Source organism: Gulosibacter molinativorax (assembly GCF_003010915.2).
Taxonomy (GTDB): Bacteria; Actinomycetota; Actinomycetes; order Actinomycetales; family Microbacteriaceae; genus Gulosibacter; species Gulosibacter molinativorax.
In genome coordinates this window covers 240,439-264,679 of record NZ_CP028426.1, presented here as the reverse complement: position 1 = coordinate 264,679, position 24,241 = coordinate 240,439, and the positions used below count along the sequence as shown (strand labels likewise).

Genomic DNA, 24,241 nt, shown 5'->3' with positions numbered 1-24,241 from the left:
CGCGGGCTCCCTTTCGGCTCGTGGACTACGCGGGGAGCACCTCGCGGAGCAGACCAGTGTCCACGTCCGCCACGAAACCGCGCACGTTCTTGTGCTCAATAAACGGCGACTGCGCGATGCGGCGGATCGACTCGCGAACGCTCGCATCCACATCCTTGAAGGACTCGGCCTTCCAGTGTGCGCGAGCCCCGGTCTCGCTCATCAGCAGGTCGTCGAACTCGTCCTCCGAGAACGTCGACAGGCCGCAATTGGTGTGGTGAATCAGGATGATTTCTTCGGTACCGAGCATGCGCTGCGAAATCGTCACGGAACGGATAATGTCATCCGTCACGACGCCGCCCGCGTTACGAATGATGTGCGCGTCACCGAGCTCGAGGCCGAGCAAGCCGAATACTCGCAGGCGGGAGTCCATGCACGTCACGACCGCGACCTTGCGGGACGGACGAAGATCCATCGGGCCCGGGTATGTGCTGGCGTACTGCTTATTGGCATCAAGCATGATGTCGGTCTCTGACATTCGCTGCCCCTTTCGATTTTCTCTCGAGTGTAAACCGCCGTACAACTTCTCACGGCGCGGTTATGGATGCAGCAAGATCGTCACGAGGAAAATGACCGGCACCGAGAGGATCGTCGTGACGAGGATGGTCTCGCGCGCGAGCGACTCCCCCACGCGATAATTCGCCGCATAGGTATAGATGTTTTGCGCCGTCGGGAGTGCCGCGGTGACGACGACGGCGAGGAGCATCGCGTCGTTGAGGTGAAACACGAACGCCCCGAGCAGCCACGCGATGGCCGGGTGGATGAACGACTTCAGCACCGTGCCCGCCGCCACTTGCCACTTGTCCTCGCCCCGAAACGGCAGCGCGTTATCGCGCAGCGACATGCCGAACGCCAGCAGCACCGCCGGCACGCTCATCCCGCCGACGAGCGCGATCGGCTCAAGAATGAAGCTCGGCGGATTCACGTTCAGGATGTTCAGGAGCAGGCCTGAGAGCGCGCCGATCACCACCGGGTTCGTGAACGGTCGAACCACCAGCTGCCACCACTTGAGCTTCCGACCCTTACGAGTCGCGGAGGTCACGTCGAGAATCCCAAGCATGACGGGCCCCATGATGAGCTGCTGGACCAGCATGACCGGCGCCACAAGGGAGCCGTCACCCAGCACGTACACCGCGATCGGGATTCCCAGATTGCCGGAGTTGACGTAGCTCGAGTTCATCGCGCCGATCGTGGTCGGCCCAACGCCCCACTTGAAAATCACGCCAAGCACGCAATACATGCCAGCGACGATGAGCATGCCGAGCGCAGTCGCGACAAACTGATCGCTAAACAGCACGGAGAGCTCGGCCTGAAACATGAGGCCGAAGAGCAGCGCGGGAGTCGCGACGTGAAAGGCCAGCCCGTTCAGCACCTGGCGCCCCTGGGGCCCGAGCCACCCGGTGCGGTCGATCAGCACACCGATCACGATGATGATGCCGATGACGCTAAAGCCCTCGAGCACTCCTAGCACGCACGCCTCCGCTCCACTCGCCCGAGGCTACCGAGTGAAGTCAGCGACCGCGCGAATTATCCCCGCTGCAGGTCTGCTGATTGAGCAGCCTCGCGAGCAAACTTACGGTACTCGCGCGGCGACTTTTCGTAGGCGAGGCGGAATGCGTTCGAGAAGTGGGTCGCATCCGCGAATCCCCAGCGCAGCCCGATTTGCCGAATCGGGTCTTTGCACAGCGGATCGATCAAATCGCGCCTGGCCATCTCAAGCCTGCGTTCACGCCCCAAGTTGACACGGTCGCGCCCTGTTCCTTGAACAGCGCGTGGAGGGTCCGCACCGAAATATAGTGGGCATCCGCGATTCGCTGTGGGTTGAGGTCGAGGTCCCCGAGGTTCGCCATGATGTACTCGCGAATCTTCATGAGCAATTCGACTTGCGAATTCGAGCGACCCGAGACACGCAAATTCAGGCGCTCCATTACAGCGGCCGAGATCATGTCGATTATCGACTGCACGACCACAATGCCGCCCGGCTTTTCAAGCGCACTGAGATTTGCGGATACGCCGGTCAAGAGTGGGGAGATGATTGCGCCCAGCCCAGCGTGACCCGAAATGTGGAGTCCGCCAATCTGCGCGAATCCGTGTGGCGGCAGAGAAATGAGTTGCTGCGGAACCATCATGAGCAGGGTGTTGCCCTCGAAGAATTCCCGGCGGTACGGCATCAGCGTGTCGAAGATCGCCACGTCACCACGTTCGAGGTCGGCGGATCGCTGCGCTTGGAACAGCCGCGAACGGCCAGTCACCTGATGCACGACGACGTAATAGGGCTCGCCGCCCTGCTGCGTCAGCTGCTCGAGTGGTGCCGACCGGTGCTCCGTGGCCGACATGGTGAAGAAACGAACTCCGCCAACCGTGAGGCTTCGCATCCGCGCGCGGAATTTCCCGTTCGTCGACTCGATTGCAAGCGGAAGCCGCAGCGACGTTGCTGCTACTCGCCAATCCTCCACGCTGTGGATATCAAGCTCGACCAATTTCGATTGTTCTGACATAGCGCCTCCCTTGCTGGGGCATTAGTCCATTGTAGGAAAAACTTCGTTGAAAACGCAGGCGCCACCACAGTCAAAAACCAAACTGAACCCGGTCCCACTATGCCGGAAAAGCATACCGACGTTAGCGCCCTATCGCATCAACCGTGCGTCTACGGTCACCCCCATCAGGTGGTTGCGAAAATTCCAAGATCGGCTCGTTGCGTGACTTCACCGCGATCCAACCGCCGACCAACCGCGCAACACTTGCACCAAACGGTTCGCTGGCCGCAAAGTATCGCGCCATCGAGCCAGGTACGAGCACCAACCTGACTGCGCTTTTGTCACCACTTTCACCCGAATCCATAGTTGAGGATGCGCGCCCCAGCTCATGAACACCCGGAGCGAAACGCTTAGCACCACCCGCGTGACGCCATATTCCAGCAGAACGCCAATGACGCGAAGCACCAGACCAACGCCATCGCACACAAAGCCGACAAGCTATTACAACAACTGTAGGTTTTAATCCCTGGTCGATCAGCGCCCCAATTCACCTTGAATCGCGCGACCACCCCAGATTCAGCCTTGCACCGGGACGCGTGCAGATCCGCGTCCCACCATAGGAGTCACCACCACAGTCGGAGCACCTGAAATAGAGCATCAACCGCCACGCGATCGAGTATCGAGCGAATTTCTGGACCATGAATCAATAATTCAATCGGCCAGTCTCAGGATGTTCACTGCGTTTCGATTTGCAATTACGCCAGGAATTGCAAAGAATATAACGAAGCCAACACGAGAATCTTTCGTGGTGCAGAGACTTCGAATCTATCAAGCGAATCTAGCTTAGGAGCAGTTCAATATGGCGCGCAAAGTCGTGTATCAGATTATCGACGACCTCGACGGCTCCGTCCTCCCGGACGGCCTCGGTGAAACCGTCAAGTTTGGCCTTGACGGTGTGGAATACGAAATCGACTTGAGCAGCGAAAATGCGGAAGAATTTCGCGAACAGCTCGGTCAGTACATTCGCACTGCACGCCGCGTTGGGGGCCGCGCACAGCGTGGCACCCGCACCCAGCTTCCCGCCACCGGCCCAAAGCGCGATCTCGCCGCTATTCGCAAGTGGGCAAACGCTAACGGATATGACGTCGCTGACCGCGGTCGCGTCCCGCACTCGATCCTCGAGGCATACGACGAGGCAAACAGCTAAATCTCTTTAGCCCCCTTCAATCCAGAACCACCGCATCGCGCAGACACAGCAATAGAGTCTGCGCGATGTGGCGTTTTCCGTACCGATTGCCCTTATTTCTGGCTATTACTGCCGCCGCCATCGCCGATTTCGGCGATCAACCTCGAGGCCGGGGCATTGATATTGAATCGAATCCCGATGGCACGAATAGCAAAGCAGAGCGCTGCTCCGAGAAGCTCAAACGGGATGCCGATCACCGACCTGGCCCCGCCGGTCAGCAGTATTAGGCCGACCACGAGCCCGGCTCCGAGTAGCGCCGGAATCGCGTAGAGCCCGCTTGAACTTGTCAAGATTGTTGGCACCTTCGCCGTCATCACATCCCGAATCGTGCCGCCACCCACCGCGGTAATTGTGCCGAGCAAGATCGCCGCGAACGGGCCAAGCCCGTAGTCCAGCGCCTTCACCGCCCCGACGACGCAAAAGAGGCTCAGCCCGACGGTGTCGAATAGCATCACCAAGCGATTGAATACCCGGTGGGGTCGTGTGATGAAGAAAGCGATCAGCGCACCCGCAAGCGCCACCGTGAGGTAATACCAGTTCGTAAACGCAACCGGGGGATATCCCCAAGCAAGACATCACGGACGATGCCGCCGCCCACAGCCGTGATTAGCCCGAGCACAACGACACCGACAATATCGAGACGAACGATTTTCGCTGCCGTGAGCGAGCCATTCAGCGCAAAGGCGAATGTGCCGAGCAGGTCAATGACCAACACGAAGATTTCAGGGCCCGTCATTAGTGTTGTCACCAGCCGTTCTCTTGCCGATTAGACTCGCGCTCTCGCCGCATAGTCTTTCGCACGTGACGGAGCTGCCACGCGACGGTGAGCGTCCTCACACGCCGGGGAAGCAGCCGATATACAAGCACGACCATGGCCCAATACAGCTCTGCCACGAACCGGTCGCGTTTCGACCATTCGGGATAAAATTCCCTCCGCAGTCGGGCCGGTAACATCGCGAGTGCAATACGCCAAACGACCGGCAGCAGGATTCGAAGATATGCCGGGGCGCCCGCGGCATATCGAAGCTGCTGAAAGATCACACGCGCATCCTGACCGGCCCGCTTCGACGCGAGTTCGGCATCCCACCAGCGATCAAATTCTCTAACGCTTCCGTGCCACCTTGCCGCCGGAACTTGCAGCACCTCGCTAATCGCCGCAAAGCATGCGAGCAGACTTTCCTCGTCGGCCGACGAAGCTTTCCCAAAAACTCGCTCGTGTGCCGCGCGGGCCGCGTAATACAGCGTGGATGCAACCCACAGTTGCAATTCGGGATCTCGCGCGTCATAACGAATATCGCCCGAGCGACCACGCACAGAGCGGTGAATTGTGTTTACGCGCTTCGTCACGAATTGGCGTTCGGATTCGTTTCCGTGCACCACCGCAATCACAAAATCGAGCGTGCCTTCGAGCCGCCGTAATGGCGCCGCCGCGAAATCACTGTGTCGGGCGACCCCGGCGGCGACCGCGGGATGCGAAATTTGCAACAGAATCGCCGCTCCCCCGCCGATCAACACGATCGCTTCCGCCGACATCCGGCGACCTGCAGTAAGCGAAGTTCCCGTCACCCGATGAACACTACTCTGACGAACCTCGGCGATGCGCAGCTTCGGCACCGCACTCGCTGCGTAAACCAAGAGTCGAGCTGCCGATGGGTATGCGCTTCAAAATCACCGACCGGATTGATTCACCAGCGCGCACGACTCGACGCAAATACCCGACATAACGGTGGCCTCATGGGACAATTGGTGCGCGTAGAAACTCATCTGTCGGCGCAAAGTTGCGCTTCTCCAGTGCGTTTCGAGGAGCACCATGTCCCGTTTTCGCGTCGATATTGACGAACCGCTTATCTCTGCACTGCAGACGGAGCCGCGAGCCAGCGTATTGTCGCTCGCGCGCACCATCGGTTTCCCGCGGGCACTCATTTCGACGCGTCTACAGGCACTGCTCGACGAAGAATTCATTCGGATCGTCAGCGTCGTGCATCCACAATTGACCGGCCTAACCCTGCTCGCGCACGTCTCAGTATCGACAGACGACATTGTCGGACCGGTTGCGGAATTCGCCGCGCGAATTCCCGAGACAGTTTTTGTCGCCAGCGTCGCCGGCGAACACGACCTCATTATCGAAATGCGTGTTCGTGACCGGGATCACCTGCGAGCGGTGCTGACGCAGATTCGGATCCGCCCCGATGTTGCGAACACAGACACGCTCGTGTTCGCGCAGGTCTATAAGGGGTATTTCGAGCACGACGCGCTTACGCCCATCCACCTGGATGCATTGGATCAGCGGCTCTTGCACGAGCTCGAGACGGACGGTCGCAAGAGTTGGCAAGAACTCGCCGAGGTCGTCGGGCTGTCACCGTCTGCGGTTCGCACCAGGGTGCGTCGAATGCTGGAAGCCGGGGCGGCCCAAATTGTACTGCTTCGCGAACGCGACTCCCAGGGCTCCGCGATCACTTGCGGGGTCGGGCTTTCGCTGCGCGATTCGGCAGCGGTCGTGCTGCCGCGGCTGAGCGATGAGCCGTTTGTGGAGTTCGCGGTGTCCACCATCGGGCGCTACGACGCGCTGCTTACCCTCCGAGCGGTGACGCCACGCGCGCTCCACGAAGCGATTGAATCCGTTCGTGCACATCCCGAAATCATTGGCCTCGAATTGTGGGCCCACCTCCACACCATCAAGGAAAATTTCGCCCGCCGGATCGATTAAGGAAGATCGCCCGCGCGTCCGCCGCGGAGGCCCCAAAAAACTCGCCACTCGTCGATAAGGTTGCCAGGGAGAAATGACCGAGTATCATTTTCGAGTCCCTTGCGCTCCCAGCAAGGCCGGTTCTGGTACGTGGTCCGTACCGAGACGGAACTAATCCATTGAGGTGTCACCATGCCAGAATCCCGGACCGAGCTCGATGATCGGCTCATTGCCGCGCTGAAAATCGAACCAAGAGCAACGGTCCTGTCGTTGGCACAGTCGACCGGCTTTCCGCGCGCGGTCGTCGCAACGAGGCTGAAGGACCTGCAGGAATCGAACGACCTGCGCATCGTCGGCGCGACACATCCGGAGCTTTCGAACACACAGACCGTCGCGGTCGTGTCGATCTCGGTGCAGGGCCCGATCGCCCCCGTCCCGAGATGCCTCATGTCAATATGCCCGCGAAATGATCTCCATGCCTCACTTGTGAATGCCCGCGAAATCGTGCCCAACCCGGGCCAGGGTTTCGCGGGCACGGGTTAGCTCGCTTTGCGACGCACCCCACGACTGGTGTCAGGCAGTGGCTTCACGGTCGCGGCTTCCAACTCCAGCGTCGGGCGCTGCGCGAGGCCGGTCAACCGGCGTTGGAGGGACACGATCCGGCGGGCGAGTTCGGCGGGGTTCAGGCTGTCGCGGTACGCGGTCAATTCCGCGATCTGCGCGGGAGCGAGCACTTCCGCGTCCAGGAGCCGATCGAACGGGGTTCGCGGGTCGTCGTACACCCGTTTGCGGCGGCCGACGCGGTCGGTGCTGTAGCCGGTGGGTTTGATCGTGGGTGTGAAATAGTTCAACCGGTCATTGACCAGCGGCCACAGCTGGTTCAGTAGCGTCAGCGCTTCGGGGGTGTCATACCGCCAGTAGAAGCCGTAGTGCCGCACGAGATGGTTGTTCTTCGACTCGATCGTGGCCTGATCGTTTTTCTTATACGGGCGTGAGCGGGTGAAGAAAATCTTCCGGTCCGCGGCCCAACCGATCACTTCGTGGTTGATGAACTCGCTGCCGTTATCGAAGTCTAAGCCGGTGACTTCGAACGGGATGCTGGTGACACCTGCGTCGAGCGCGGCGAGGATGTGGATAGTCGCGTTGTTCCGGATCGAGCGGGTGAACCCCCACCCCGTGCGCATGTCGGTCAGGTTCAATGTCCGTGCGAACTCGCCCTTCAGCGTGGGGCCGCAGTGCGCGACGGTGTCGCCCTCGAAGAACCCGGGCTCGTCCTCGACTTCGTCACCGGCTTTGCGGATCTGGATCGAGGAACGCAGCAAGGGTGAGGGTTTTGTGGTGCTGATCCCGCGCAGCGGGTCGCTGGCGCGGGCCGGGGCGAGGTACCGGTCGATCGTGGCCGCGCTCATCGCGAGCAACTCTTCGCGTACGTCGGGCGAGTACCGCTGCTGGCCGTGAACGAGTTCGTGGTGGCGTTCGAGGGCATCGAGCTGTAGTGGCATGGAGACGGCGAGGTATTTGCCGCACTGGCCGCCGGTCGCGGCCCACACCCGCTGCAGTACCTTGGTCGCGTCGTAGGAATACTTCCGTGGCCGTGGTTTGCGTTCGGTCGTAACGGCCCGTGGTCCTGGTTTGGAGGCTTTCGCGAGTCGGCGTCGGGCGTTATCGCGGGACCAGCCCGTGACCGCGACGACCTCGTCCAACAGCCGGCCACGGTCCTTTTTCGAGGCGTTGGCGTACTGCCGGGCATACTTCCGGGTGATCTCTATTCGGGCGGCCATTGACAACTCACTTCCCATGCCTTGAGCGTCACCGTTTCACGGGCCTTTTTATGTGAGGCATCGAGGGTGTTTCGCGGGCACTTGAAGTGAGTCTTGTCGCGTCCTCGAATTCGTGACCCCGATCAAGCAGGCTGTGTATGTGTCAACGGTCACGGGCCCCTTCGAGATCGTGATGGAGGTGCGCGTTTCGACGCAGGCGGAATTGCTCGAAATTCTCGACCAGGTCCGGTCGCATTCTTCGGTCGCGAAGATCGAGACGCTCACCTACGGCCGCGTTATCAAGGGCTACCTCTCCCACAAGGTGCTCGAGGAAATCGCCCTCGATGACAAGGACCACCAGCTCATTGCCGCGCTCGGCGAGGACGGCCGCATGTCGTGGCAGGATCTCGCGGACATCGTAAATCTATCGCCCTCGGCGGTCCGCACCCGTGTGAATCGCCTCCTCGACGCCAACGCGCTGCGGATCGTTGTCATGGAACGTGGCGGGCAGTACGGTCGCATTATTTCGATCACGGCCACCCTGACGCTCAGTCAGGAGAGCGAAAAGGTGCTCGAGACGATCGCAGCCGAGGAAGAGATCGAATTTGCGCTCACGGCGATCGGCAAGTGTGATGCGGTCATCGTCATTCGAGCCCGCTCGCAGGGATCGCTGTTCGAGCTGCTCGAACGAATTCGCGCAGTCCCCGGCGTAACAAAGCTCGAGACCCGTAGCCAACTGCAGCACCCGAAGGAAGTATTCGCGCGTTTGCTCTGACGCCACTTTCTTGACGTAACTGTCCTGACGCGGGTGTCCTGGCTCGACTGCTCTTACGCGACGGCTCTGATCAGCGCCACATTCGGCGCACGTTACGGAATTCTGTACGTTCGGTGAATCCTCGTGTCTATTCGTCACAATGGGGCTATGTCCCCATCCGCAGAAGTAGTCAGAGTGTCAGTCCTCGATCGCGCAAACGCCCGGGCGGGCGCTGACGAATCGGAAGTCATGTGGGACGTGATCGCCCGCGCGCAGCGCCTCGAGTCACTCGGCTATTCGAGGATCTGGGTCGCCGAACATCACGGCGTGCCGGGCATCGTTGGCTCCGAGCCCGCGCTGCTGATGGGCGCGATCTGCGCGAGCACGAGCGACATTCGCGTTGGCTCGGCCGGTTTCATGTTGCCCGCGCACTCGCCGCTCTCGGTCGCCGAACGAATCTCGACGCTCGAGGCGCTCTACCCCGGACGCATCGACGTGGGGCTCGGCCGCTCGGTCGGCTTCACACAGTCGGTGCGCGAGGCGCTCCGCCAGAGAAAGGATGCGGGCAGCAGCTTCCCGGAGGACCTCGCCGAGGTGCAGGGGTACCTTGCGGGCCGAGCCGAGATCACGATGCAGCCGCCCAATAACGCGGCCACTCCCCTCTACGTGCTGGCCCACGGCGCGAGCCTCGATTTCGCCGCCGCCGCGGGTCTCGGTGTTGTCGTCGGCGGACCGTCGCTGCTGCACTCCCAGCCTGGCGATAAGCATGCCGGACTCGAGCGGTATCGTCGCACGTTCGCGCCGTCCCGCTGGTTTGCCGAGCCATCGGTGGTGGTCTCCGTCCCCATCGCAATTGCCGACTCGACCGAGCGTGCCCGCGAGCTGCTGTTGCCCGAGGCCTGGACGCTGGCGGTCTCCCGGACGACAGGATCGTTCGATCCCCTCCAGCCCGCGGCGAACCTCGACGAGTCGTTACTCGGTGATCGCGAGCGCGAGCGCGTCGAAGCGAATTTTGCATCGGCGATCTACGGCACCCCGGACAAGGTGCGGGAGCGCATCCTGACCCTGCTTGGCTACACCGGCTCAACGGAGGTCTTGGCGAGCGGGGGGATGCACGACCTCGAGGGCCAGCAGCGCTCCGACGAACTCCTGGCCGGACTCTTCGGCTAATGGTTATTGGCTGAGGGCTGGCTACCGGCCGAGCGCTGGCTGCTACCGGGGTCTTCGGCTGACGGCTCTCGGCTGACTGCGCCCGGGTGGGCACTCGCTGCTAGCGGCTAGTCGTCGCGCAGCACGCGGGCGCGCTTGTATGCCGAGACGGATGCGTCGCCCGCGACCCAGAACCGCCAGGGCCGGTCGTGCGCCCGCGATACCCCAACGCGCGGTCCGCTCGCAATCTCGGCGACGGCCTCGTCTCCCATCGTGAGCGTGACCTCGCTCGTGGGGTTCAGCAGCGGCGTCCCGTAATCGGCCATCGTGATGCCGAGGGCCCGCGTGAGGCAGCCCGGGCCTCGCGCGAGCCACGCATCCTTCACGCCCGGGCGTCGTTCGCGCGCGAGTTCGAGACCGTCGATGACCCGCCCCGCGCGTACCAAGACGGCGGCCGCGTCGCCTTCCGGGCTGCACACCACGTTGCAGCACGTGTGCCCGTGCATCGAATAGCAGTAGAGGTGACCCGCCGGGCCGAACATTACCCGGTTGCGCGCGGTGGGTCCGCGATAGGCGTGCGACGCCGGATCGCGTGTACCCTCGTACGCCTCAACCTCGGTAATCGATACGGCGACGGGCCCGCGACGCAGCACGGCACCGAGCAGCAGTGGCGCCGTTTCGATGGCCGAGTCGTGAAGGTGCAGCATCTCGCCACTCTATCTGTGGTCGGCCGACTGGTCGGTTACCGGACGATGCCGGTCAGAGAGGCCAGCCGGTTACAACAGGATGGCACCGAGGAGCGCGCCACCGATGACGACCGCCCAGGCCGGAACCTTCCATTTCGCGAGCGCCAGCCACGCCACGAGCGCGATGCAGAACGACATGATTGACGTCACGCCCGACGTAAACACCGGCGAGTACAGCGCCGCCCCGAGCAGGCCAACGACGCCCGCATTCACTCCGGTGAGCGCCCGGCGCATCTTCGGGTTCGCGCGCAGCTGCTCCCAGAACGGCAGGACCCCGAGCAGCAGCAAGGCGCTCGGCAGGAAGATCGCGACGAGCGCGATTGCGGCTCCGGTGACGCCGGTCGGCGGCTCGTTCGTGACGGCACCGAGGTACGCCGCGAAGGTGAACAGCGGCCCCGGGACCGCCTGCGCCGCGCCATAGCCGGCGAGGAATGCATCCTGACCCACGAGGCCGCCCTGCACGACCTCGGCTTCGAGCAGTGGCAGCACGACGTGACCGCCGCCGAACACGAGCGCGCCCGCGCGATAGAACATGTCGACCAGGCGCAAGGTGCTATCGCCGGTCGCGAGATACAGGGCCGGGAGCCCGAACAGCAGCACGAAGAAAACCACGAGGCACGCCACGCCAAACCACTTCGGCAGGCGGATGTGCAGGGCATCGTCCCCCGCGGTGGTCGCCTCGGTTCGGAGAAAGAAGAGCCCGATGAGCCCGCTGACGATGATCACGCCGATCTGGGTGAGGGCGCTTGGCAGCAATAGCACCGCGACGACAACACCGACCGCGATGGTCGCGCGCGCCGCATCCGGAGTCAGCGATTTCGCCATGCCGAACACGGCCTGCGCGACGACCGCGACGGCCACAGCCTTCAGCCCGTCGAGCCAGCCGGTTGCGCCCTGGCCGAGCAGCGCATCGGCGCCGAATGCGAAGATGACGAGGACGATCGCCGACGGCAGGGTGAATGCGAGCCAGGCCGCGAGCATCCCTAGCGGACCCGCGCGGTGCAGCCCCAGTGCCATGCCCACCTGGCTCGAGGCTGGGCCGGGAAGGAACTGGCAGAGGGCAACGAGGTCGGCGTACGCCCGGTCGGAGAGCCACTTTCGCTTTTCGACAAACGCCTCGCGGAAATAGCCGAGGTGGGCGGTCGGTCCGCCGAAGGACGTCAGGCCGAGCCTGAGGAACGCGGCGAACACTTCACCGGTGCGTCGAGCCTGACCGGTCGTGGGCTCGATCGTGGACTCTTGCGACATGAACCCGAGTCTCAGCGGTCGGGGTTACAGTTTGCTTAACTTCTCAACTAATCGCCGACCCGATCGGAGCTGCACATGTCCATCGACCCTCAGGTTTTCGCTAACACCGTGCGTGAGCTGCATGCCAGCGAGCGCGACGGCGTCGCCACCAAGACCGCGGTGATCCGCAGCGTGTTCCCGGCGTCGCAGGCAGAGGTGTGGGATGCGGTTTCCTCGAGCGAGCGCATCCCCGAATGGTTCTTGCCGATCACGGGGAACCTCGAGGTCGGCGGTCACTACCAGACCGAGGGAAACGCGGGCGGCACGATCGAGGCCTGCGACGCGCCGAACTCTTACGCGATCACGTGGGAGTTCGGTGGGCAGTCCTCGTGGGTTCGGGTCGAGCTCTCCCCCGCCGAAGACGGCACCGAACTCGCGCTCATTCACGAGGCACCCATCGGCGACGGCGCGTTCTGGAAGCAGTACGGCCCGGGCGCGACCGGCGTGGGCCGGGGAGCTCGGGCTGCTCGCGCTGAGCGTGTATGTGGATGCGACCTCGGTAATCGATCCGGAGGACGTCGGCGCGTGGAGTGCAAGCGCGGAGGCACACCCGATGATTCAACACATGGCGGACGGCTGGGCGGATGCCTCGATCGCCGCCGGGGAGGATCCGGAGGAGGCCAAGGCCGCGGCCGCGAACACCTACGCGTTCTACACCGGCGCATCCGAGGCACCGGCGCAAGACTAACCAGGCCTGAAGTCACGAGACGGCGGCGGCACGAGTGACTTCGTGCCGCCGCCGTCTCGTCTCGTTGACCTTGCGGTTGCCCAGCCGCTATACCTGCACGCGCTTGCGCAGCGCTTCCCGAACGAAGGTCGCGCCTTCAGCACCGCCGAAGTTTGCGGCGAATCGTTCGTCGGCCACGTACATGTCGGCGAGCGCCAACACGTAGGCCTCGAAGTCGGCCTCGGAGGTGCCCGACTTCGCACCGGGCACGCCCGCGAGCCACGCCACGTGCCGGCGCGCGAGGTCCTGCGCGGCCTCTGACTCGGGGTCGGTCGACGGGTCCTCGGCGGCCGCCTTCCACTCAGCCATCAGGGATGCGGTGCTCGCCTTGAATTCGTCCTGTTCGGCCTGGCTCAACTTGCGCCACCACGAATCTCCGCGGGCATACGCATCCTTGCCCCACCGCTGCTCGACCTCCTCTTGATACTGCGTGTGGTCGAAACCATCAAACATCTGCTCGGCCATGAGCGCTTCCTTTCCCTCTAACGCATGGATCGTGTGCTCGACGGCGGCGATCTGCCGGTCGAGCCTGCGCTGCTCCTGCCGGAGCAGCTCGAGATGGGTGGTCAGGACCTCGGCCTCGTTCGTCTCGCGTTCGAGCACCTCGCCGATCTGCGCGAGCCCGAGTCCGAGCTCGCGCAGCAGCAGGATGCGCTGCAACCGCACCAGCTCGGCCTCGCCGTAGTAGCCATACCCGTTCCCGCCGATTCGCTTCGGCGGAAGCAGCCCGATGCTGTCGTAGTGCCGCAGCGTGCGGCTCGTCGTCGCGGCCAGCCGCGCGAGTTCCTGTATTGACCACTCCATGCGTTCCACGCTAGAGGTTGACGCAACGTCAATGTCAAGCGGTAGTTTTGCGAGCAGTTTTTGTAAGCGGCTTTGGCCTAGCTACGCTCGAGGCCAGCCGCGTCGATGAGCGCGTCCGCCGCGGTCGCGAATTTCACGTCGCGGTCGGTGATTGCGCCGACATCGTGACTCGACACGCGCAGGTGGATGCGGTTGTAGCGGACGTCGAAGTCTGGGTGGTGCTGTTGCGCCTCCGCGAGGTCGGCGAGCTGCGTGAGGAACGCGAACCCGGCCTTGAAATCCTTCGCCTTGAGGTCGACCTCGAGTCCGCCGTCGACGACTCGCCAGTTCGGCAATGCGTTCGCGGCCTCGGCTTCCGTGATTTCAGACATGACTTCTCTCCTCGTCGAGTGCGGCAGTATCGGGTGCGGTGCTGACGCCAGTCTCACACCGCAGCCAAATGGTGTCGAGGTGCTCTCGCCGACTTGGCAGGAATCAAGAAGCGATACCCATCGCGCGGGCCTAGCGTTGGCGTCATGGATATCACCATTCACTACGCATTTCTGCCCCACACTGACCCAGAGGCTTCGCTGAAGTTCTACCGCGACGCCCTCGAATTCGAGGTTCGCCAGGATGTTGGCGAGGGCAACATGCGCTGGCTCACCGTCGGCCCCGCCAACCACCCCGAAACCAGCATCGTGCTCACTCCCCCTGCCATCGACCCGGGTTTGACCGACGACGAGCGCCGAGTGATCCTCGACGTGATTGCCAAGGGCGCGTACTCTGCGCTGACCCTCGCGACCGACGACCTCGACGGGCTGTTCGCGAAGCTCGAGGCCGCCGGTGCCGAGGTCGTGCAGGAGCCGACGGAGCAGTTCTACGGCGTGCGCGACTGCGCCTTCCGCGACCCCTCGGGCAACCTCATCCGTATCAACCAGAACGCCTAATGTGCGACCCGTGGTGGAGCGCCGCGTGGGAGAATCGGGTAGTGCCCAGTTCTCGCAGCGACGAAGAGAAGCGTCAGACCCTCGTGACGCTCCGCCGCGTGCGCGATCGCATTGATCGCGAGTACGCCTCGCCGCTCGACGTCGAGGCGCTCGCGCGCGGCTCGAACATGTCCGGCCGCCACCTCAGCCGCGAGTTCAAGCGCGTGTTTGGCGAGTCGCCGTATTCCTATCTCATGACCCGTCGTATCGAGCGCGCGATGGCGCTGCTGCGTCGTGGCGACCTCAGCGTCACCGAGGTGTGCTTCGAGGTCGGGTTCTCTTCCCTCGGCACCTTCAGCACGCGTTTCTCGGAGCTCGTCGGTAAGTCACCGAGCGCATATGCCGCGGAGGATGCGGATGCGGTGGTCGGCATCCCGTCTTGCCTCGCGAAGCAGGTCACGCGCCCGATTCGGCAGCGCTCGGAATCGATGCGCTAGCAATCGACCTGACGCGCGGAGCGCTTTGCCCCGGAGCAAATTGCCTCGGAGCACCGCGTCTGGCGTTCTCGGCTAGGCCTCAGGTTCTGGTTGCAGCAGGTCGTGCGCGAGGAGCGTGCTGCCGGCGACGGCTGCGGGCATCGTGAACACCGCGCCGAGCGGGATGAGGAAGCACGCGCTCGTCGCGGCACCGAAGCCCAGAGTCTTGCCTCGCTTCGCACCCCGCAGCTGCGCTCGATCGCCCGGCTCGATGCCGCGCGCCGTGAGTGCCCGCGAAGTGAGCTCATCCGCCAAGACCCAGCCTCCGAGCAGGAGGCCGACGGCCGCGCCGATCAAGCCACCGACGACCGGGATGAGGCCCAAGAGCGCCGTCACGATCGCGATCCCAATACCTTTGAGGATCAGCAGGAGCGAATCGCCAACGCTCCCCCAGAAGCTGTATCCGCTCTCTGGGACGGTACCGAATTCGTGCCGCTCGACGCTCTTCCAGATGCGGTCGTAGAACGGTTCGCCAACGACGAGGGTGACTGCGGTGAACGTGAATCCCGCGATGATGAGCGCACCGATGAAGACTGCCGCGCCGACCACGAATTGGGTGACGTTCGCGAGCCAATCGACCCAGCCACTCGTCCAGGGCGTGAGCCACGCGACGATGTCGGGGAGCGAAAACCCGAGCCAGACGAGCGCCGCAGTGAGCAGTATCGCGACGATGAGCGCGGGGATCAGCCCCGCCGCCATGACCCCCGGGTTGATCTTCCACCACCCGAAGCCGCGAAGGAGCATCCGAACACCCTGCCAAAAGCCACGCATCCGGCGATTATTTCAAACCCTGTCAAACTAGGGCTATGAAGACGCTCTTGAACATCATCTGGCTCGTGCTCTCCGGGTTCTGGTTGTTCCTCGGCTACATGCTCGCGGCGCTGATCATGTGCATCCTGATCGTCACGATCCCGTGGGGCATCGCCGCCGCGCGAATCGGCGTCTATGCCCTGTGGCCGTTCGGCCGCGAGGTGGTGGAGAAGCCCGGCGCTGGCGTCGGTGCCCTGCTGGGGAACATTATCTGGGTGTTGCTCGCCGGCTGGTGGCTCGCGCTCGAGCACATCGTCACCGGCATCGCGCTGTGCATCACGATCATCGGCATTCCGCTCGGCATCGCGAACTTCAAGCTCGTACCCGTTTCTCTCATGCCGCTCGGCAAGGAGATTGTGGAGCGTCGCTAGCGAGCTCTTCCCGTTTTTCGTTACCTGCTGAGCACGCCGACGTCGTGCCGGGGCTACGTTGAGCTCCCCAGCCTTTCTAGAACTACTCAGACGTCACAGTCGTCACACTTTCCCGTGGCGGGCAGCGTCATGAAGCACTCGGGGCAGATCGGATATTCGATCTCGCGCTGCTTGGGTGCCTTGCCGCTGTCGGTCACCGGCACCTTTCGGCGTGGATGCGTGACCGTCCAGCCGCGCTTTCCCTCCGAATGTTCGACGTCGCCGAGCACCGCATAAATCTCCATCTCCGATCGAAAACCGGTCGAGTATCCCGAATGGATTTGAATGGCTGGACCCAGCGATCGCCGAATCGCCTTGATGTAGCCGCTGCGAGCGTAGAACCCGATCACGTCGAGCCCGTCGACGAACTTGCGAATGAACTCGTGGTTCGACTCGGGCACGCCCTGCGCTTGCAGTGCCTCGTCGAGGTTGGCATACCGACGGTTCGCGGTCTTCGCCTCGTCCGCGTCCGCGGGGATGTCCGTTTCTGTGCTGTTCATGTGGTCCTATCCCCGAGTGGCTGCCGTACAAAATCATGCAAAGTCACAATTCTATGAGCAAGCGGCGCTTCATAAGACCGTTTCGCTACTGAGTCGGCGGGAACTCCCCCGCGTGAATGACCTCACCGGTGGCTTCGTCGTATGTGAACGTCGAGATTGCGCTTCCTGACGCACCGGCATTGCCTTCGCCCTCGAGCGGATACCGGTAGTCGACCTCGATCGACGCGTCGTCGATTCGCGAGACGTTCGGGTAGAACCCGAACGAGGTATAGGTCGCAGTCCCGATGAACTCGCCTTGGTGAAACAGGATGATCTGCCACGGCGTCGAAACCGTGCCGCCTCGGGCGGTAATCAGAATCCAGGAAAGCGCCGCACAGTTGTCGTAATTCTCGAGTTCGGCCTGCTCGGGCGCCCACTCGAAATCCATCCCTTCAACCACGGGAGGCAGGTAGGGCATCGCCGAGTCGAGGGCGACCTCGGGACTCGAATCCGCACAGGCATCGCTCGACGTTTCTTCAGCGACTGGCGTTGAAGGTGCGGCAGTCGCTGATTCCTGCTCAGGCGCTGGGGCGACGTCCGGCTCCGGTTCCGAGGTGGAGCCCGTACCAGATCGGTTCTCGTCGGACCCCGTCGATTGAGCTGACTGACTGGCGAAATTCGTCGGCCCTGCTCCACTGCTCGAGCCGGTGCACCCTGCTAGAAGCAACGTGCCTGCCAGAACGATGGCGGGGAGTAACAAGAGATTTCTACCGCTCGTGTTTCGCATGATTTCACCCTATGGAGTCTTGGCCTTGTGTCACCCATTCGTAGTGATGATGAAACCAGGAATTCTCCGCGCGCGTCACCAAATGTAGCGCAGAACAAAGATCCCCGACTCCGGCACCGGAGTGCCGAAGCCGGGGATTTGCTAGGACTGGGCAGCGCCCTTATTCACGGTTGCGTCAGCCGGTGCGACGGCGTCAGCGGCACCCAAGGCAGACCCCTCGGCGTACGCCTCCTCGCCGTCGGCCGTTACCTCACCAGGCTCAAGCGCAGCGCGCAGCGGTACTTCCTTGATGAACAGCACGATCACGAGGCCGAGCACCACCATCGGGATGAGCATCGCGAACACCGGGGTGAGCGCGTCGTTGTACGCGCCGACGACGATGTCGTAGAGCGCGGTCGGCAGGTCGCTAACGCTCTCGGGGGTGAACGAATTCACGTCGCCGACCTGACCCGTGGCGGGCATCCGTTCCGCAAACAAGTCGGTAAGTCGAGAAGTGAACAGCGCGCCGACGACCGCACCACCCAGGGATGCGCCGATCTCGCGGAAGAAGTTGTTGGCTGCGGTCGCCGTGCCAACCTGGCTGTCGGGGAACGAGTTCTGCACGACCAGCACGAGGATCTGCATGCCCAGACCAACGCCCGCACCAAGGACGAACAGGTAGCTCAGAAGCACCCACGTCGGGGTCTCCACGGTGAGTGTCGACAGCAGCCACAGCCCAATGCCAAGGACAATCATGCTCGCGATCGGCATCCACTTATACCGGCCGGTCTTTGACGCGATGAACCCGGTGACAATGGCAGTCAGCGTGAGTCCAAGGATCATTGGAAGAAGCATGAAACCGGAGATGGTCGCATTGACACCAGCCACGATCTGCAGGTAGGTGGGCAGGTACGAGACGGCGCCGAACATGGCCACGCTGATGAACAGCCCGGCAGCGGTAGCAGCCACGAAGTTACGGCTGCGGAAAAGCGACAGCGGGATGATCGGCTCGGCTGCCTTGGACTCGGCGAACACGAACAGTGCGCTGAATATCACCGCAATCACGCTTAGCCAGATGATGGTCGGCGAGTTCCACTCGTACTCGGTGCCGCCCCAGGATGCGACGAGAATGACGGCCGTGACGGCGATTGCCATCGTGATGGTTCCCCAGATATCGAACTTCACCTTGGTGTCGTGCTTCGGGAGCTTCAGGAATACCGCGGCGAGAATGATCGCGATGATGCCGAGGGGAATGTTCATCCAGAACGCCCACCGCCAACCGATGCTCTCGGTGAACCAGCCACCGAGCAGCGGGCCAGCAACTGCCGAGATACCGAAGACGGCACCCATCACGCCCATGTACTTCGAGCGTTCCCGCACGGGCACGACGTCGGCGATGATCGCCTGCGACAGGATCATCAGTCCGCCGCCACCGATACCCTGCACTGCCCGACCAATGATGAGCCACGTCATGTCCTGCGAGAGCCCGCCGATCACCGAGCCGACGAGGAAGACCGAGAGGGCCCCGATGAAGAGTCCCTTGCGCCCGATCAGATCGCCCAGTTTGCCGTAGATCGGCATCATGATCGTTGCCGCGACCAGATACGCCGTGGTCACCCACAGCATGTGGTTGACACCGTTCAGCTCACCGACGATCGTCGGCAGGGCCGTGGAAAAGATCGTCTGGTCGAGCGAGGAGAGCAGCATCGCCACCAGCAGGCCCGCAAAGACGAGCAGGATGCGGCGCTTGTCGGTTGGCGTGGATGCGTTGTCAACATCCAGGTTCGTTGGGGAGGCAGTCGAAGTAGTCACCTTCCTATATTTCCCGCCCGGGGTGCCCGGCACATCCTGCAGCCACAGCATTTTGGCGTACTGCGATCGCAGTAGCGGCGGCCCGAACCTACGGCACACCAGGCGAGATGAGGCCGGTTTCGTAGGCCACGATCACCAACTGCGCCCGATCGTGCGCGTTGAGCTTTGCCATGATTCTGTTCACGTGGGTCTTCGCCGTCAACGGAGAGATGAACAGTTCTTCGGCGATGTCCTGATTGGTCTTCCCCCGGGCGACCAACAGGAGCACTTCCCGCTCGCGGTCGGTAAGATTCGCGAGCTCGCTTGCGTCGAGGTCGACCGATTGCGGCACGTGCCGAGCGATCAGCGCCCGTGTCGCGGTTGCGGATAGCAGCGAGTCGCCCGCGTGAATGGATTGGACTGCCCGGACGATATCCTCGGGCTCCGCACCTTTGCCGATAAAGCCGCTGGCCCCGGCGCGCATCGCGCTGACCACGTATTCATCCTCCTCGAATGTGGTCAGGATCAGCACCCGGATTTTTCCTGCCGCGGGTTCGGCGCAGATCTGCTCGGTCGCCGAGATACCGTCGAGCTCAGGCATCCGGATGTCCATGAGCACGATGTCGGGGCGCAGCGACAGGGCGAGCTCGACCGCTTCACGGCCGTTCTCGGCCTGACCAACGACCGTAATGTCGTCTACGGCATCGAAGAGATCCACGACGGCCTGCCTGATCAAGACTTGGTCGTCGACCACGAGAACGGTAATCATACGGTGGTGTCCTTCGTCACTGGGAGCCGGGCGGTGACCTTCCAGCCCTCGGCATCCGGTCCCGCCTCAATACTGCCGCGGACGCTCGCAACCCGCTCGCGCAGTCCGGCAAGCCCAAACCCCGAGCCGTTAACTGCGCACTCCGGATCCTTTTGTTCAACGCCGTCCGGCGCGACGGGATTGGTGACCACCACGGTGAGCACGTCAACGCCCACCTCGACGAGCACGTGCGCGCGGTGTTCGGTGCCGTGCTTGTGCGCGTTGGTCAGGGACTCCTGGATCACCCGATACGCGACCCGACTCGTTGCGTCCCCGGCCCGGGCGAGGTCGCCGTCGACGTGCACGGTGGTCTCCATCCGGACGGCACGAAACTGGGTGACGAGGTCATCGAGCCGGTCGAGGCTGGCCTGCGGCGCGATGGCGGGCGGCTCATCCGCCGAACGCAGCATCGAGAGGAGATCACCGATCTCGCCGAGTACGGCGCGTCCCGCGGTGCGGATCGTGGCCAGGGCGTGCTTGGCTTTCTCAGGTCGGGTATCGATGGCCGAGGATGCGACACCCGCGTTGAGGTTGATCACGGCTATCTGGTGCGCGACCGCGTCGTGGAGGTCGCGGGCGATCCGCAATCGTTCCTCGCTCACTCGCCGCTTCGCTTCGGCATCGCGGGTCTCTTCCGCACGCTGCGCTCGCTCGACGATCGCGGCGATGTACTCACGGCGCGACCGCGACCCATCCCCGGCGGCGGCACCGAAGGCCACGATGAAGCCGAATTGGAGGACCCTCGGGTCAAACACGCTCCCCTTGGTCGCGAGCAGACCGAGCAAAACAATGACTGGCGCTACCATCGCGACAATAATGAACCCCCGGCGCCGCGAGGTGCGACTTGCGACGTGGTACATCGCCACGGCCACGGCGACGCCGGCACCCGGCGACAGCGTTCCCGTCGCCGCCGCGGCACCGAAGATTGCCAGCAGCACCACGAGGATAGTGTGCGGCCACTTCCTTCGAAACGGCAAGATCGCCGCGGGGATTAGGGAGAGCACCCAACCCGCTGGGTTCGCGGGCGTAAATTCTTGAACCGGTGCCTGGACGAATGGGGTGCCCAGGATCAGTAGCGTCACCAACGCATCCGGCAGCCAGCGGGGCATCCGAGCGTGCGGATCCGAAGGTATATCGGTCGAGCTGGCGGGAGAGGTCACTCATCCATTGTCGCAGTGCTGCTTCCCAGCTGTGTCCTCCAGTCGCAGTATCGGCGTGTACTGCGATCGCAGTGCTTGGGATGCATTCCACCACACGGAGGACGGCGCTGTGAGGATTACGGACCCAGACCGACGAAATCTGAAGTTGTCCGTTTTTCACCGTACCAAGGCGCATTGGCACCTTGTTGACGCATTTGCCCTGGTCGTAATTTTGCACATGCCACGAAGCACGTGGCACTCCAGCAGTACCGGGCCTCGGATGTCCCTAGATGGTGATTCCACATCGCTAACAGGCCCCTTTCACAACGAGAATGGAAGAGGAAAATGGATCTCGAACAGAACAAGCAGATTGTCGTCGACTTCTACCAGACTGCCTTCGACGGTGACCCCGCGAAGGCCGTGGCCGACCACATTGGCGACCGGTACATCCAGCACAACCCGCAGGCCCCGGATGGACCTGAGGCATTCATCGGCTTTGTCGAGTGGCTCCGTGGCGATAACCCCGAGCTGCAGCTGAACATCAAGCGCGTCATGGCGGAGGGCGACCTCGTCTTCACCCATTCCCAGCTCGTGCTGCGCGCGGGCGAACCAGGCCGCGCACTCGCTGACATCTTCCGCCTTGAAAACGGCAAGGTCGTCGAGCACTGGGACGTTATCCAGGACGTCCCGGCCGAAGCAGCCAACGACAACGGCATGTTCTAGCCCGCAAGAAAACTAGGCCGATCATGCGACAGCGACGGATTCACGAGAAGCGCTTTAATTACGCTGAAGTTGGCATCACCGGAGGTCGCGACACCACGGCCGATCGGAGTCGTCGTGGGCGAGTCACCGACGAGGTCGTGCAGATCGGCCGCGGTGAGGCACGCTGGAAACATGCGTGGACGCAGACGCTGTCCTGGGGCATCCAGCGGCACGCGGGATACGCAATTCTTCCCGTTCCGGATACGTCCGAAGGAGGCGACGTCAGTCTTGGTGACGCTGAAGAGCCTTACGCTCAAATGCAGCAAGGGATGACCGTCCGGTTACGACGTCGATTCGGCCCACTCATCATGACGATGCCAGTTCGCGTGGTTTACGTTGTCGATGAGCCGCATCGAAAGGGTTTCGCCTTCGGGACGCTGAGCGGGCACCCTGTGAGCGGCGAAGTCGCCTTTATCGTCGAACACAGGGCGGACGATTCCGTGCATTTCTTGCTCCGCACCTACAGCGGACCGGGCAAGGGCATTTGGGCACTCGCCTACCCGATCGTCTTGCTCTTTCGTGGCGGGCTCAAAAACACCTACCTCGAATCGCTCGCGGGACCGCTCTGCTGACGCGACAGTTCCAACGCCCCGCCTGCTCACGGGAGTGGAACGCAGAACGTGGGCGGCCGCGAGCGGAGCTAAATATTGAAAACGGCGAATGACCCCGACTTCCTCACCGTAGTGCCGAAGTCGGGGTCATTGTCCACTGTGGAGCTAAGGGGATTCGAACCCCTGACCCCCTGCATGCCATGCAGGTGCGCTACCAGCTGCGCCATAGCCCCAATTTCGCTCTCCCGGAGGCGAGCAACTCAACGACTATAGCCCACTTTCTGCAAAGCTCGCAAATCCAGCAGGGCTCTTTCAAAGTCCTGGATGAGGCGTGCGCGCGGCGTGGCCGCTTTTAACCGATGAGAACTCCTGTTAATCCGGTGGTTACCACAACCGTTGGAACACAGGAGTTCTCACATGTCATCATCGTTGATCGACCTGATTTGCGCCACCACCACTGCTCCGACCGACTTCGAGGCTGTCCCCGAAATCGATTTCGAGGCCCTCCGCAATCTCCTCGCGACCACCCCAGACCCACGCTCCCGACGCGGCTGCCGGTACGAATTCGCGGAACTCCTCAGCATCTTCGTGGCCGCGGTACTCTGCGGCGCAAAATCCCTCACCATGATCACCGAATGGGCCGCCCACCAAGCCCAAACCCGGCCGTTCCCATCAGGACGAACCCCCTCCCTCGCCACGATGCACCGCGTCGCGACCAGCGCCGACCCGGTCTGGCTCGACGAACACTTAGGCGCGTGGACCCGCAACCAGCACTCCGTCACCAGCAAGGTCGTCGCCATCGACGGCAAAGAAGTCCGCGGCGCGAAACACGCCAACGGGCAACGCGTGTTCCTGATGGCCGCGTTCGATCACGGTACCGGCTGTGTGATCGAGCAAGAACCCATCCCGGAGAAAACGAACGAGATCCCGCACTTCCCGATCCTGCTCGCCAGGCTCGGTGACCTGCAGGGGATGATCGTCACTGCGGACGCGCTCCACACCCAAACATCCCACGCACACTGGTTACACGAGCACGGCGCACACTATGTCTTCACCGTGAAATCGAACCAGCGAGCACTGCGCGATCGGATCATGCAGCAGAACTGGGCCCACCACCAACCCGGCTTTCTCGACACCGAGAAGAAACACGGCAGGATCACTCGCTGGGAAGCGACCTGCCTGCCCGCCCCGACGCGAATCAGGTTCCCGCACGCGGCACAAACAATGCGATTGACGCGCGACCGCACCAACCCCCGCACCCGCGAGTCCACGCGCGAGCACGTGTTCGTGATCACCTCGCTGCCACCCGAACAGGCCAGCCCCGCCGCCCTAGCGAGCTACATTCGCGGGCATTGGGGTATCGAGAACCGGTTGCATTGGATCCGCGATACCGCCTACCGCGAAGATGCTTCCCAGGTCCGTACCGGCAACGCCGCGCACTTGATGGCCACGATCCGAAACCTAGCGATCACCGTGCACCGTTTGGCTGGCGCGACGAACATCACCGCGGCCCTGCGCCATGCTGGCACACGCCCGAACACGATCAGAACCATCACCGGACTTTGAAAGAGCCCTGCAAATCCAGCCACGCGGACGCAGCCAAACCCGA

At 62.8% G+C, this 24,241-nt stretch carries 30 protein-coding genes and 1 tRNA gene; 12 read left to right on the top strand and 19 right to left on the bottom strand.

Translation table 11 applies throughout. The annotated features are described in order from the left end of the window. Positions 1–25 precede the first annotated feature (25 nt). The 4 genes from GMOLON4_RS01390 to GMOLON4_RS01375 are packed head-to-tail and all read right to left on the bottom strand — an operon-like array spanning position 26 to position 2,537. Complete coding sequence (locus GMOLON4_RS01390; protein WP_026936967.1) at positions 26–517, bottom strand: beta-class carbonic anhydrase; 492 nt, start codon at positions 515–517, stop codon at positions 26–28. Between the two features lie 60 nt (positions 518–577). Next, the gene (locus GMOLON4_RS01385) at positions 578–1,510 is read right to left on the bottom strand and encodes an AEC family transporter (RefSeq protein WP_026936966.1); all 933 of its coding nucleotides are present in this window, start codon (positions 1,508–1,510) and stop codon (positions 578–580) included. A gap of 56 nt (positions 1,511–1,566) precedes the next feature. After that, positions 1,567–1,737: a helix-turn-helix domain-containing protein gene (locus GMOLON4_RS01380; protein WP_169516511.1), complete on the bottom strand. Its 171-nt coding sequence runs from the start codon at positions 1,735–1,737 to the stop codon at positions 1,567–1,569. Beyond that, positions 1,734–2,537: a cupin domain-containing protein gene (locus GMOLON4_RS01375; protein WP_084147514.1), complete on the bottom strand. Its 804-nt coding sequence runs from the start codon at positions 2,535–2,537 to the stop codon at positions 1,734–1,736. The genes GMOLON4_RS01380 and GMOLON4_RS01375 overlap by 4 nt, the downstream gene beginning before the upstream one ends. Before the next feature lie 838 nt (positions 2,538–3,375). Between GMOLON4_RS01375 and GMOLON4_RS01370 the strand changes: the two genes are divergently transcribed. Then, the gene (locus tag GMOLON4_RS01370) at positions 3,376–3,723 is read left to right on the top strand and encodes a histone-like nucleoid-structuring protein Lsr2 (RefSeq protein WP_026936965.1); all 348 of its coding nucleotides are present in this window, start codon (positions 3,376–3,378) and stop codon (positions 3,721–3,723) included. 92 nt (positions 3,724–3,815) lie between these two features. On the opposite strand, the gene GMOLON4_RS01365 is transcribed toward GMOLON4_RS01370, so the two are convergent. The 3 genes from GMOLON4_RS01365 to GMOLON4_RS01355 are packed head-to-tail and all read right to left on the bottom strand — an operon-like array spanning position 3,816 to position 5,328. After that, on the bottom strand, positions 3,816–4,283 hold the full coding sequence (locus GMOLON4_RS01365; protein WP_265415394.1) for a trimeric intracellular cation channel family protein: 468 nt from the start codon (positions 4,281–4,283) through the stop codon (positions 3,816–3,818). After that, on the bottom strand, positions 4,262–4,498 hold the full coding sequence (locus GMOLON4_RS01360) for a trimeric intracellular cation channel family protein (protein WP_265415393.1): 237 nt from the start codon (positions 4,496–4,498) through the stop codon (positions 4,262–4,264). Before GMOLON4_RS01360 ends, GMOLON4_RS01365 begins: the two co-directional genes overlap by 22 nt. An 8-nt stretch (positions 4,499–4,506) precedes the next feature. Next, the gene (locus GMOLON4_RS01355; RefSeq protein WP_146137445.1) at positions 4,507–5,328 is read right to left on the bottom strand and encodes an oxygenase MpaB family protein; all 822 of its coding nucleotides are present in this window, start codon (positions 5,326–5,328) and stop codon (positions 4,507–4,509) included. A 244-nt stretch (positions 5,329–5,572) separates the two neighbouring features. Here GMOLON4_RS01355 and GMOLON4_RS01350 point away from each other — a divergent pair, with 244 nt between their 5' ends. Together GMOLON4_RS01350 and GMOLON4_RS01345 are read left to right on the top strand one after the other, a co-directional pair. After that, positions 5,573–6,469, top strand: a complete 897-nt coding sequence (locus tag GMOLON4_RS01350) for an Lrp/AsnC family transcriptional regulator (RefSeq protein ID WP_026936964.1) — start codon at positions 5,573–5,575, stop codon at positions 6,467–6,469. A gap of 171 nt (positions 6,470–6,640) precedes the next feature. Continuing rightward, positions 6,641–6,991 (top strand): Lrp/AsnC family transcriptional regulator, encoded by a 351-nt coding sequence (locus tag GMOLON4_RS01345; protein WP_026936963.1) that lies wholly within the window; start codon positions 6,641–6,643, stop codon positions 6,989–6,991. Here GMOLON4_RS01345 and GMOLON4_RS01340 read toward each other — a convergent pair. Then, positions 6,988–8,229, bottom strand: a complete 1,242-nt coding sequence (locus tag GMOLON4_RS01340) for a DDE-type integrase/transposase/recombinase (RefSeq protein ID WP_181244158.1) — start codon at positions 8,227–8,229, stop codon at positions 6,988–6,990. The genes GMOLON4_RS01345 and GMOLON4_RS01340 overlap by 4 nt on opposite strands. Before the next feature lie 139 nt (positions 8,230–8,368). Between GMOLON4_RS01340 and GMOLON4_RS01335 the strand changes: the two genes are divergently transcribed. Then, positions 8,369–8,983 (top strand): Lrp/AsnC family transcriptional regulator, encoded by a 615-nt coding sequence (locus GMOLON4_RS01335; RefSeq protein WP_146137570.1) that lies wholly within the window; start codon positions 8,369–8,371, stop codon positions 8,981–8,983. 174 nt (positions 8,984–9,157) lie between these two features. Beyond that, positions 9,158–10,132, top strand: coding sequence for an MsnO8 family LLM class oxidoreductase (locus tag GMOLON4_RS01330; RefSeq protein WP_245575552.1), 975 nt, complete (start codon positions 9,158–9,160; stop codon positions 10,130–10,132). A gap of 107 nt (positions 10,133–10,239) precedes the next feature. Here GMOLON4_RS01330 and GMOLON4_RS01325 read toward each other — a convergent pair whose 3' ends face one another. Both GMOLON4_RS01325 and chrA read right to left on the bottom strand, forming a co-directional pair. Continuing rightward, complete coding sequence (locus GMOLON4_RS01325) at positions 10,240–10,818, bottom strand: DNA-3-methyladenine glycosylase (protein WP_026937773.1); 579 nt, start codon at positions 10,816–10,818, stop codon at positions 10,240–10,242. 69 nt (positions 10,819–10,887) lie between these two features. Then, positions 10,888–12,105, bottom strand: a complete 1,218-nt coding sequence (chrA, locus tag GMOLON4_RS01320; protein WP_051267369.1) for a chromate efflux transporter — start codon at positions 12,103–12,105, stop codon at positions 10,888–10,890. Positions 12,106–12,180: 75 nt separating this feature from the next. On the opposite strand from chrA, the gene GMOLON4_RS01315 reads away from it, so the two are divergent. After that, a complete protein-coding gene (locus GMOLON4_RS01315; RefSeq protein WP_211222712.1) occupies positions 12,181–12,870 on the top strand; it encodes an SRPBCC domain-containing protein in 690 nt (229 codons plus the stop codon). A 49-nt stretch (positions 12,871–12,919) separates the two neighbouring features. Here the strand turns inward: GMOLON4_RS01315 and GMOLON4_RS01310 are convergent, their stop codons facing one another. Further along, a complete protein-coding gene (locus tag GMOLON4_RS01310) occupies positions 12,920–13,675 on the bottom strand; it encodes a MerR family transcriptional regulator (protein WP_026937777.1) in 756 nt (251 codons plus the stop codon). A gap of 77 nt (positions 13,676–13,752) precedes the next feature. Next, entirely contained in the window at positions 13,753–14,046 is a 294-nt protein-coding gene (locus GMOLON4_RS01305) for a 4a-hydroxytetrahydrobiopterin dehydratase (protein ID WP_051267371.1), read from the bottom strand. A 144-nt stretch (positions 14,047–14,190) separates the two neighbouring features. Between GMOLON4_RS01305 and GMOLON4_RS01300 the strand changes: the two genes are divergently transcribed. Next, positions 14,191–14,601 carry a VOC family protein gene (locus tag GMOLON4_RS01300; protein ID WP_026937779.1) on the top strand — a complete coding sequence of 137 codons (411 nt, stop codon included), beginning with the start codon at positions 14,191–14,193 and terminating at the stop codon, positions 14,599–14,601. A gap of 41 nt (positions 14,602–14,642) precedes the next feature. After that, a complete protein-coding gene (locus GMOLON4_RS01295; protein ID WP_026937780.1) occupies positions 14,643–15,077 on the top strand; it encodes a helix-turn-helix transcriptional regulator in 435 nt (144 codons plus the stop codon). A gap of 72 nt (positions 15,078–15,149) precedes the next feature. Here the strand turns inward: GMOLON4_RS01295 and GMOLON4_RS01290 are convergent, their stop codons facing one another. Beyond that, positions 15,150–15,887, bottom strand: coding sequence for an EI24 domain-containing protein (locus tag GMOLON4_RS01290; RefSeq protein ID WP_245575554.1), 738 nt, complete (start codon positions 15,885–15,887; stop codon positions 15,150–15,152). Positions 15,888–15,922: 35 nt separating this feature from the next. On the opposite strand from GMOLON4_RS01290, the gene GMOLON4_RS01285 reads away from it, so the two are divergent. Beyond that, a complete protein-coding gene (locus GMOLON4_RS01285; RefSeq protein WP_026937782.1) occupies positions 15,923–16,297 on the top strand; it encodes a YccF domain-containing protein in 375 nt (124 codons plus the stop codon). An 86-nt stretch (positions 16,298–16,383) separates the two neighbouring features. Here GMOLON4_RS01285 and GMOLON4_RS01280 read toward each other — a convergent pair whose 3' ends face one another. The 5 genes from GMOLON4_RS01280 to GMOLON4_RS01260 all read right to left on the bottom strand — a co-directional run bounded on the left by GMOLON4_RS01280 (position 16,384) and on the right by GMOLON4_RS01260 (position 21,340). Further along, a complete protein-coding gene (locus tag GMOLON4_RS01280; protein ID WP_026937783.1) occupies positions 16,384–16,836 on the bottom strand; it encodes a hypothetical protein in 453 nt (150 codons plus the stop codon). 85 nt (positions 16,837–16,921) lie between these two features. Beyond that, a complete protein-coding gene (locus tag GMOLON4_RS01275; protein ID WP_051267373.1) occupies positions 16,922–17,263 on the bottom strand; it encodes an LppP/LprE family lipoprotein in 342 nt (113 codons plus the stop codon). Positions 17,264–17,743: 480 nt separating this feature from the next. Then, on the bottom strand, positions 17,744–19,393 hold the full coding sequence (locus tag GMOLON4_RS01270; RefSeq protein WP_245575557.1) for an MDR family MFS transporter: 1,650 nt from the start codon (positions 19,391–19,393) through the stop codon (positions 17,744–17,746). 88 nt (positions 19,394–19,481) lie between these two features. Continuing rightward, positions 19,482–20,141, bottom strand: a complete 660-nt coding sequence (locus GMOLON4_RS01265) for a response regulator (RefSeq protein ID WP_026937785.1) — start codon at positions 20,139–20,141, stop codon at positions 19,482–19,484. Next, complete coding sequence (locus GMOLON4_RS01260; protein WP_146137569.1) at positions 20,138–21,340, bottom strand: sensor histidine kinase; 1,203 nt, start codon at positions 21,338–21,340, stop codon at positions 20,138–20,140. The genes GMOLON4_RS01265 and GMOLON4_RS01260 overlap by 4 nt, the downstream gene beginning before the upstream one ends. Before the next feature lie 324 nt (positions 21,341–21,664). Between GMOLON4_RS01260 and GMOLON4_RS01255 the strand changes: the two genes are divergently transcribed. Together GMOLON4_RS01255 and GMOLON4_RS01250 are read left to right on the top strand one after the other, a co-directional pair. After that, entirely contained in the window at positions 21,665–22,042 is a 378-nt protein-coding gene (locus tag GMOLON4_RS01255) for a nuclear transport factor 2 family protein (RefSeq protein ID WP_026937787.1), read from the top strand. 23 nt (positions 22,043–22,065) lie between these two features. Next, positions 22,066–22,653, top strand: coding sequence for a DUF1990 family protein (locus tag GMOLON4_RS01250; RefSeq protein WP_051267375.1), 588 nt, complete (start codon positions 22,066–22,068; stop codon positions 22,651–22,653). Between the two features lie 139 nt (positions 22,654–22,792). On the opposite strand, the gene GMOLON4_RS01245 is transcribed toward GMOLON4_RS01250, so the two are convergent. Beyond that, a tRNA-Ala gene (locus tag GMOLON4_RS01245) sits at positions 22,793–22,865 on the bottom strand. A gap of 184 nt (positions 22,866–23,049) precedes the next feature. On the opposite strand from GMOLON4_RS01245, the gene GMOLON4_RS01240 reads away from it, so the two are divergent. Further along, the gene (locus GMOLON4_RS01240; protein ID WP_106486788.1) at positions 23,050–24,198 is read left to right on the top strand and encodes an ISAs1 family transposase; all 1,149 of its coding nucleotides are present in this window, start codon (positions 23,050–23,052) and stop codon (positions 24,196–24,198) included. Positions 24,199–24,241: the final 43 nt, after the last annotated feature.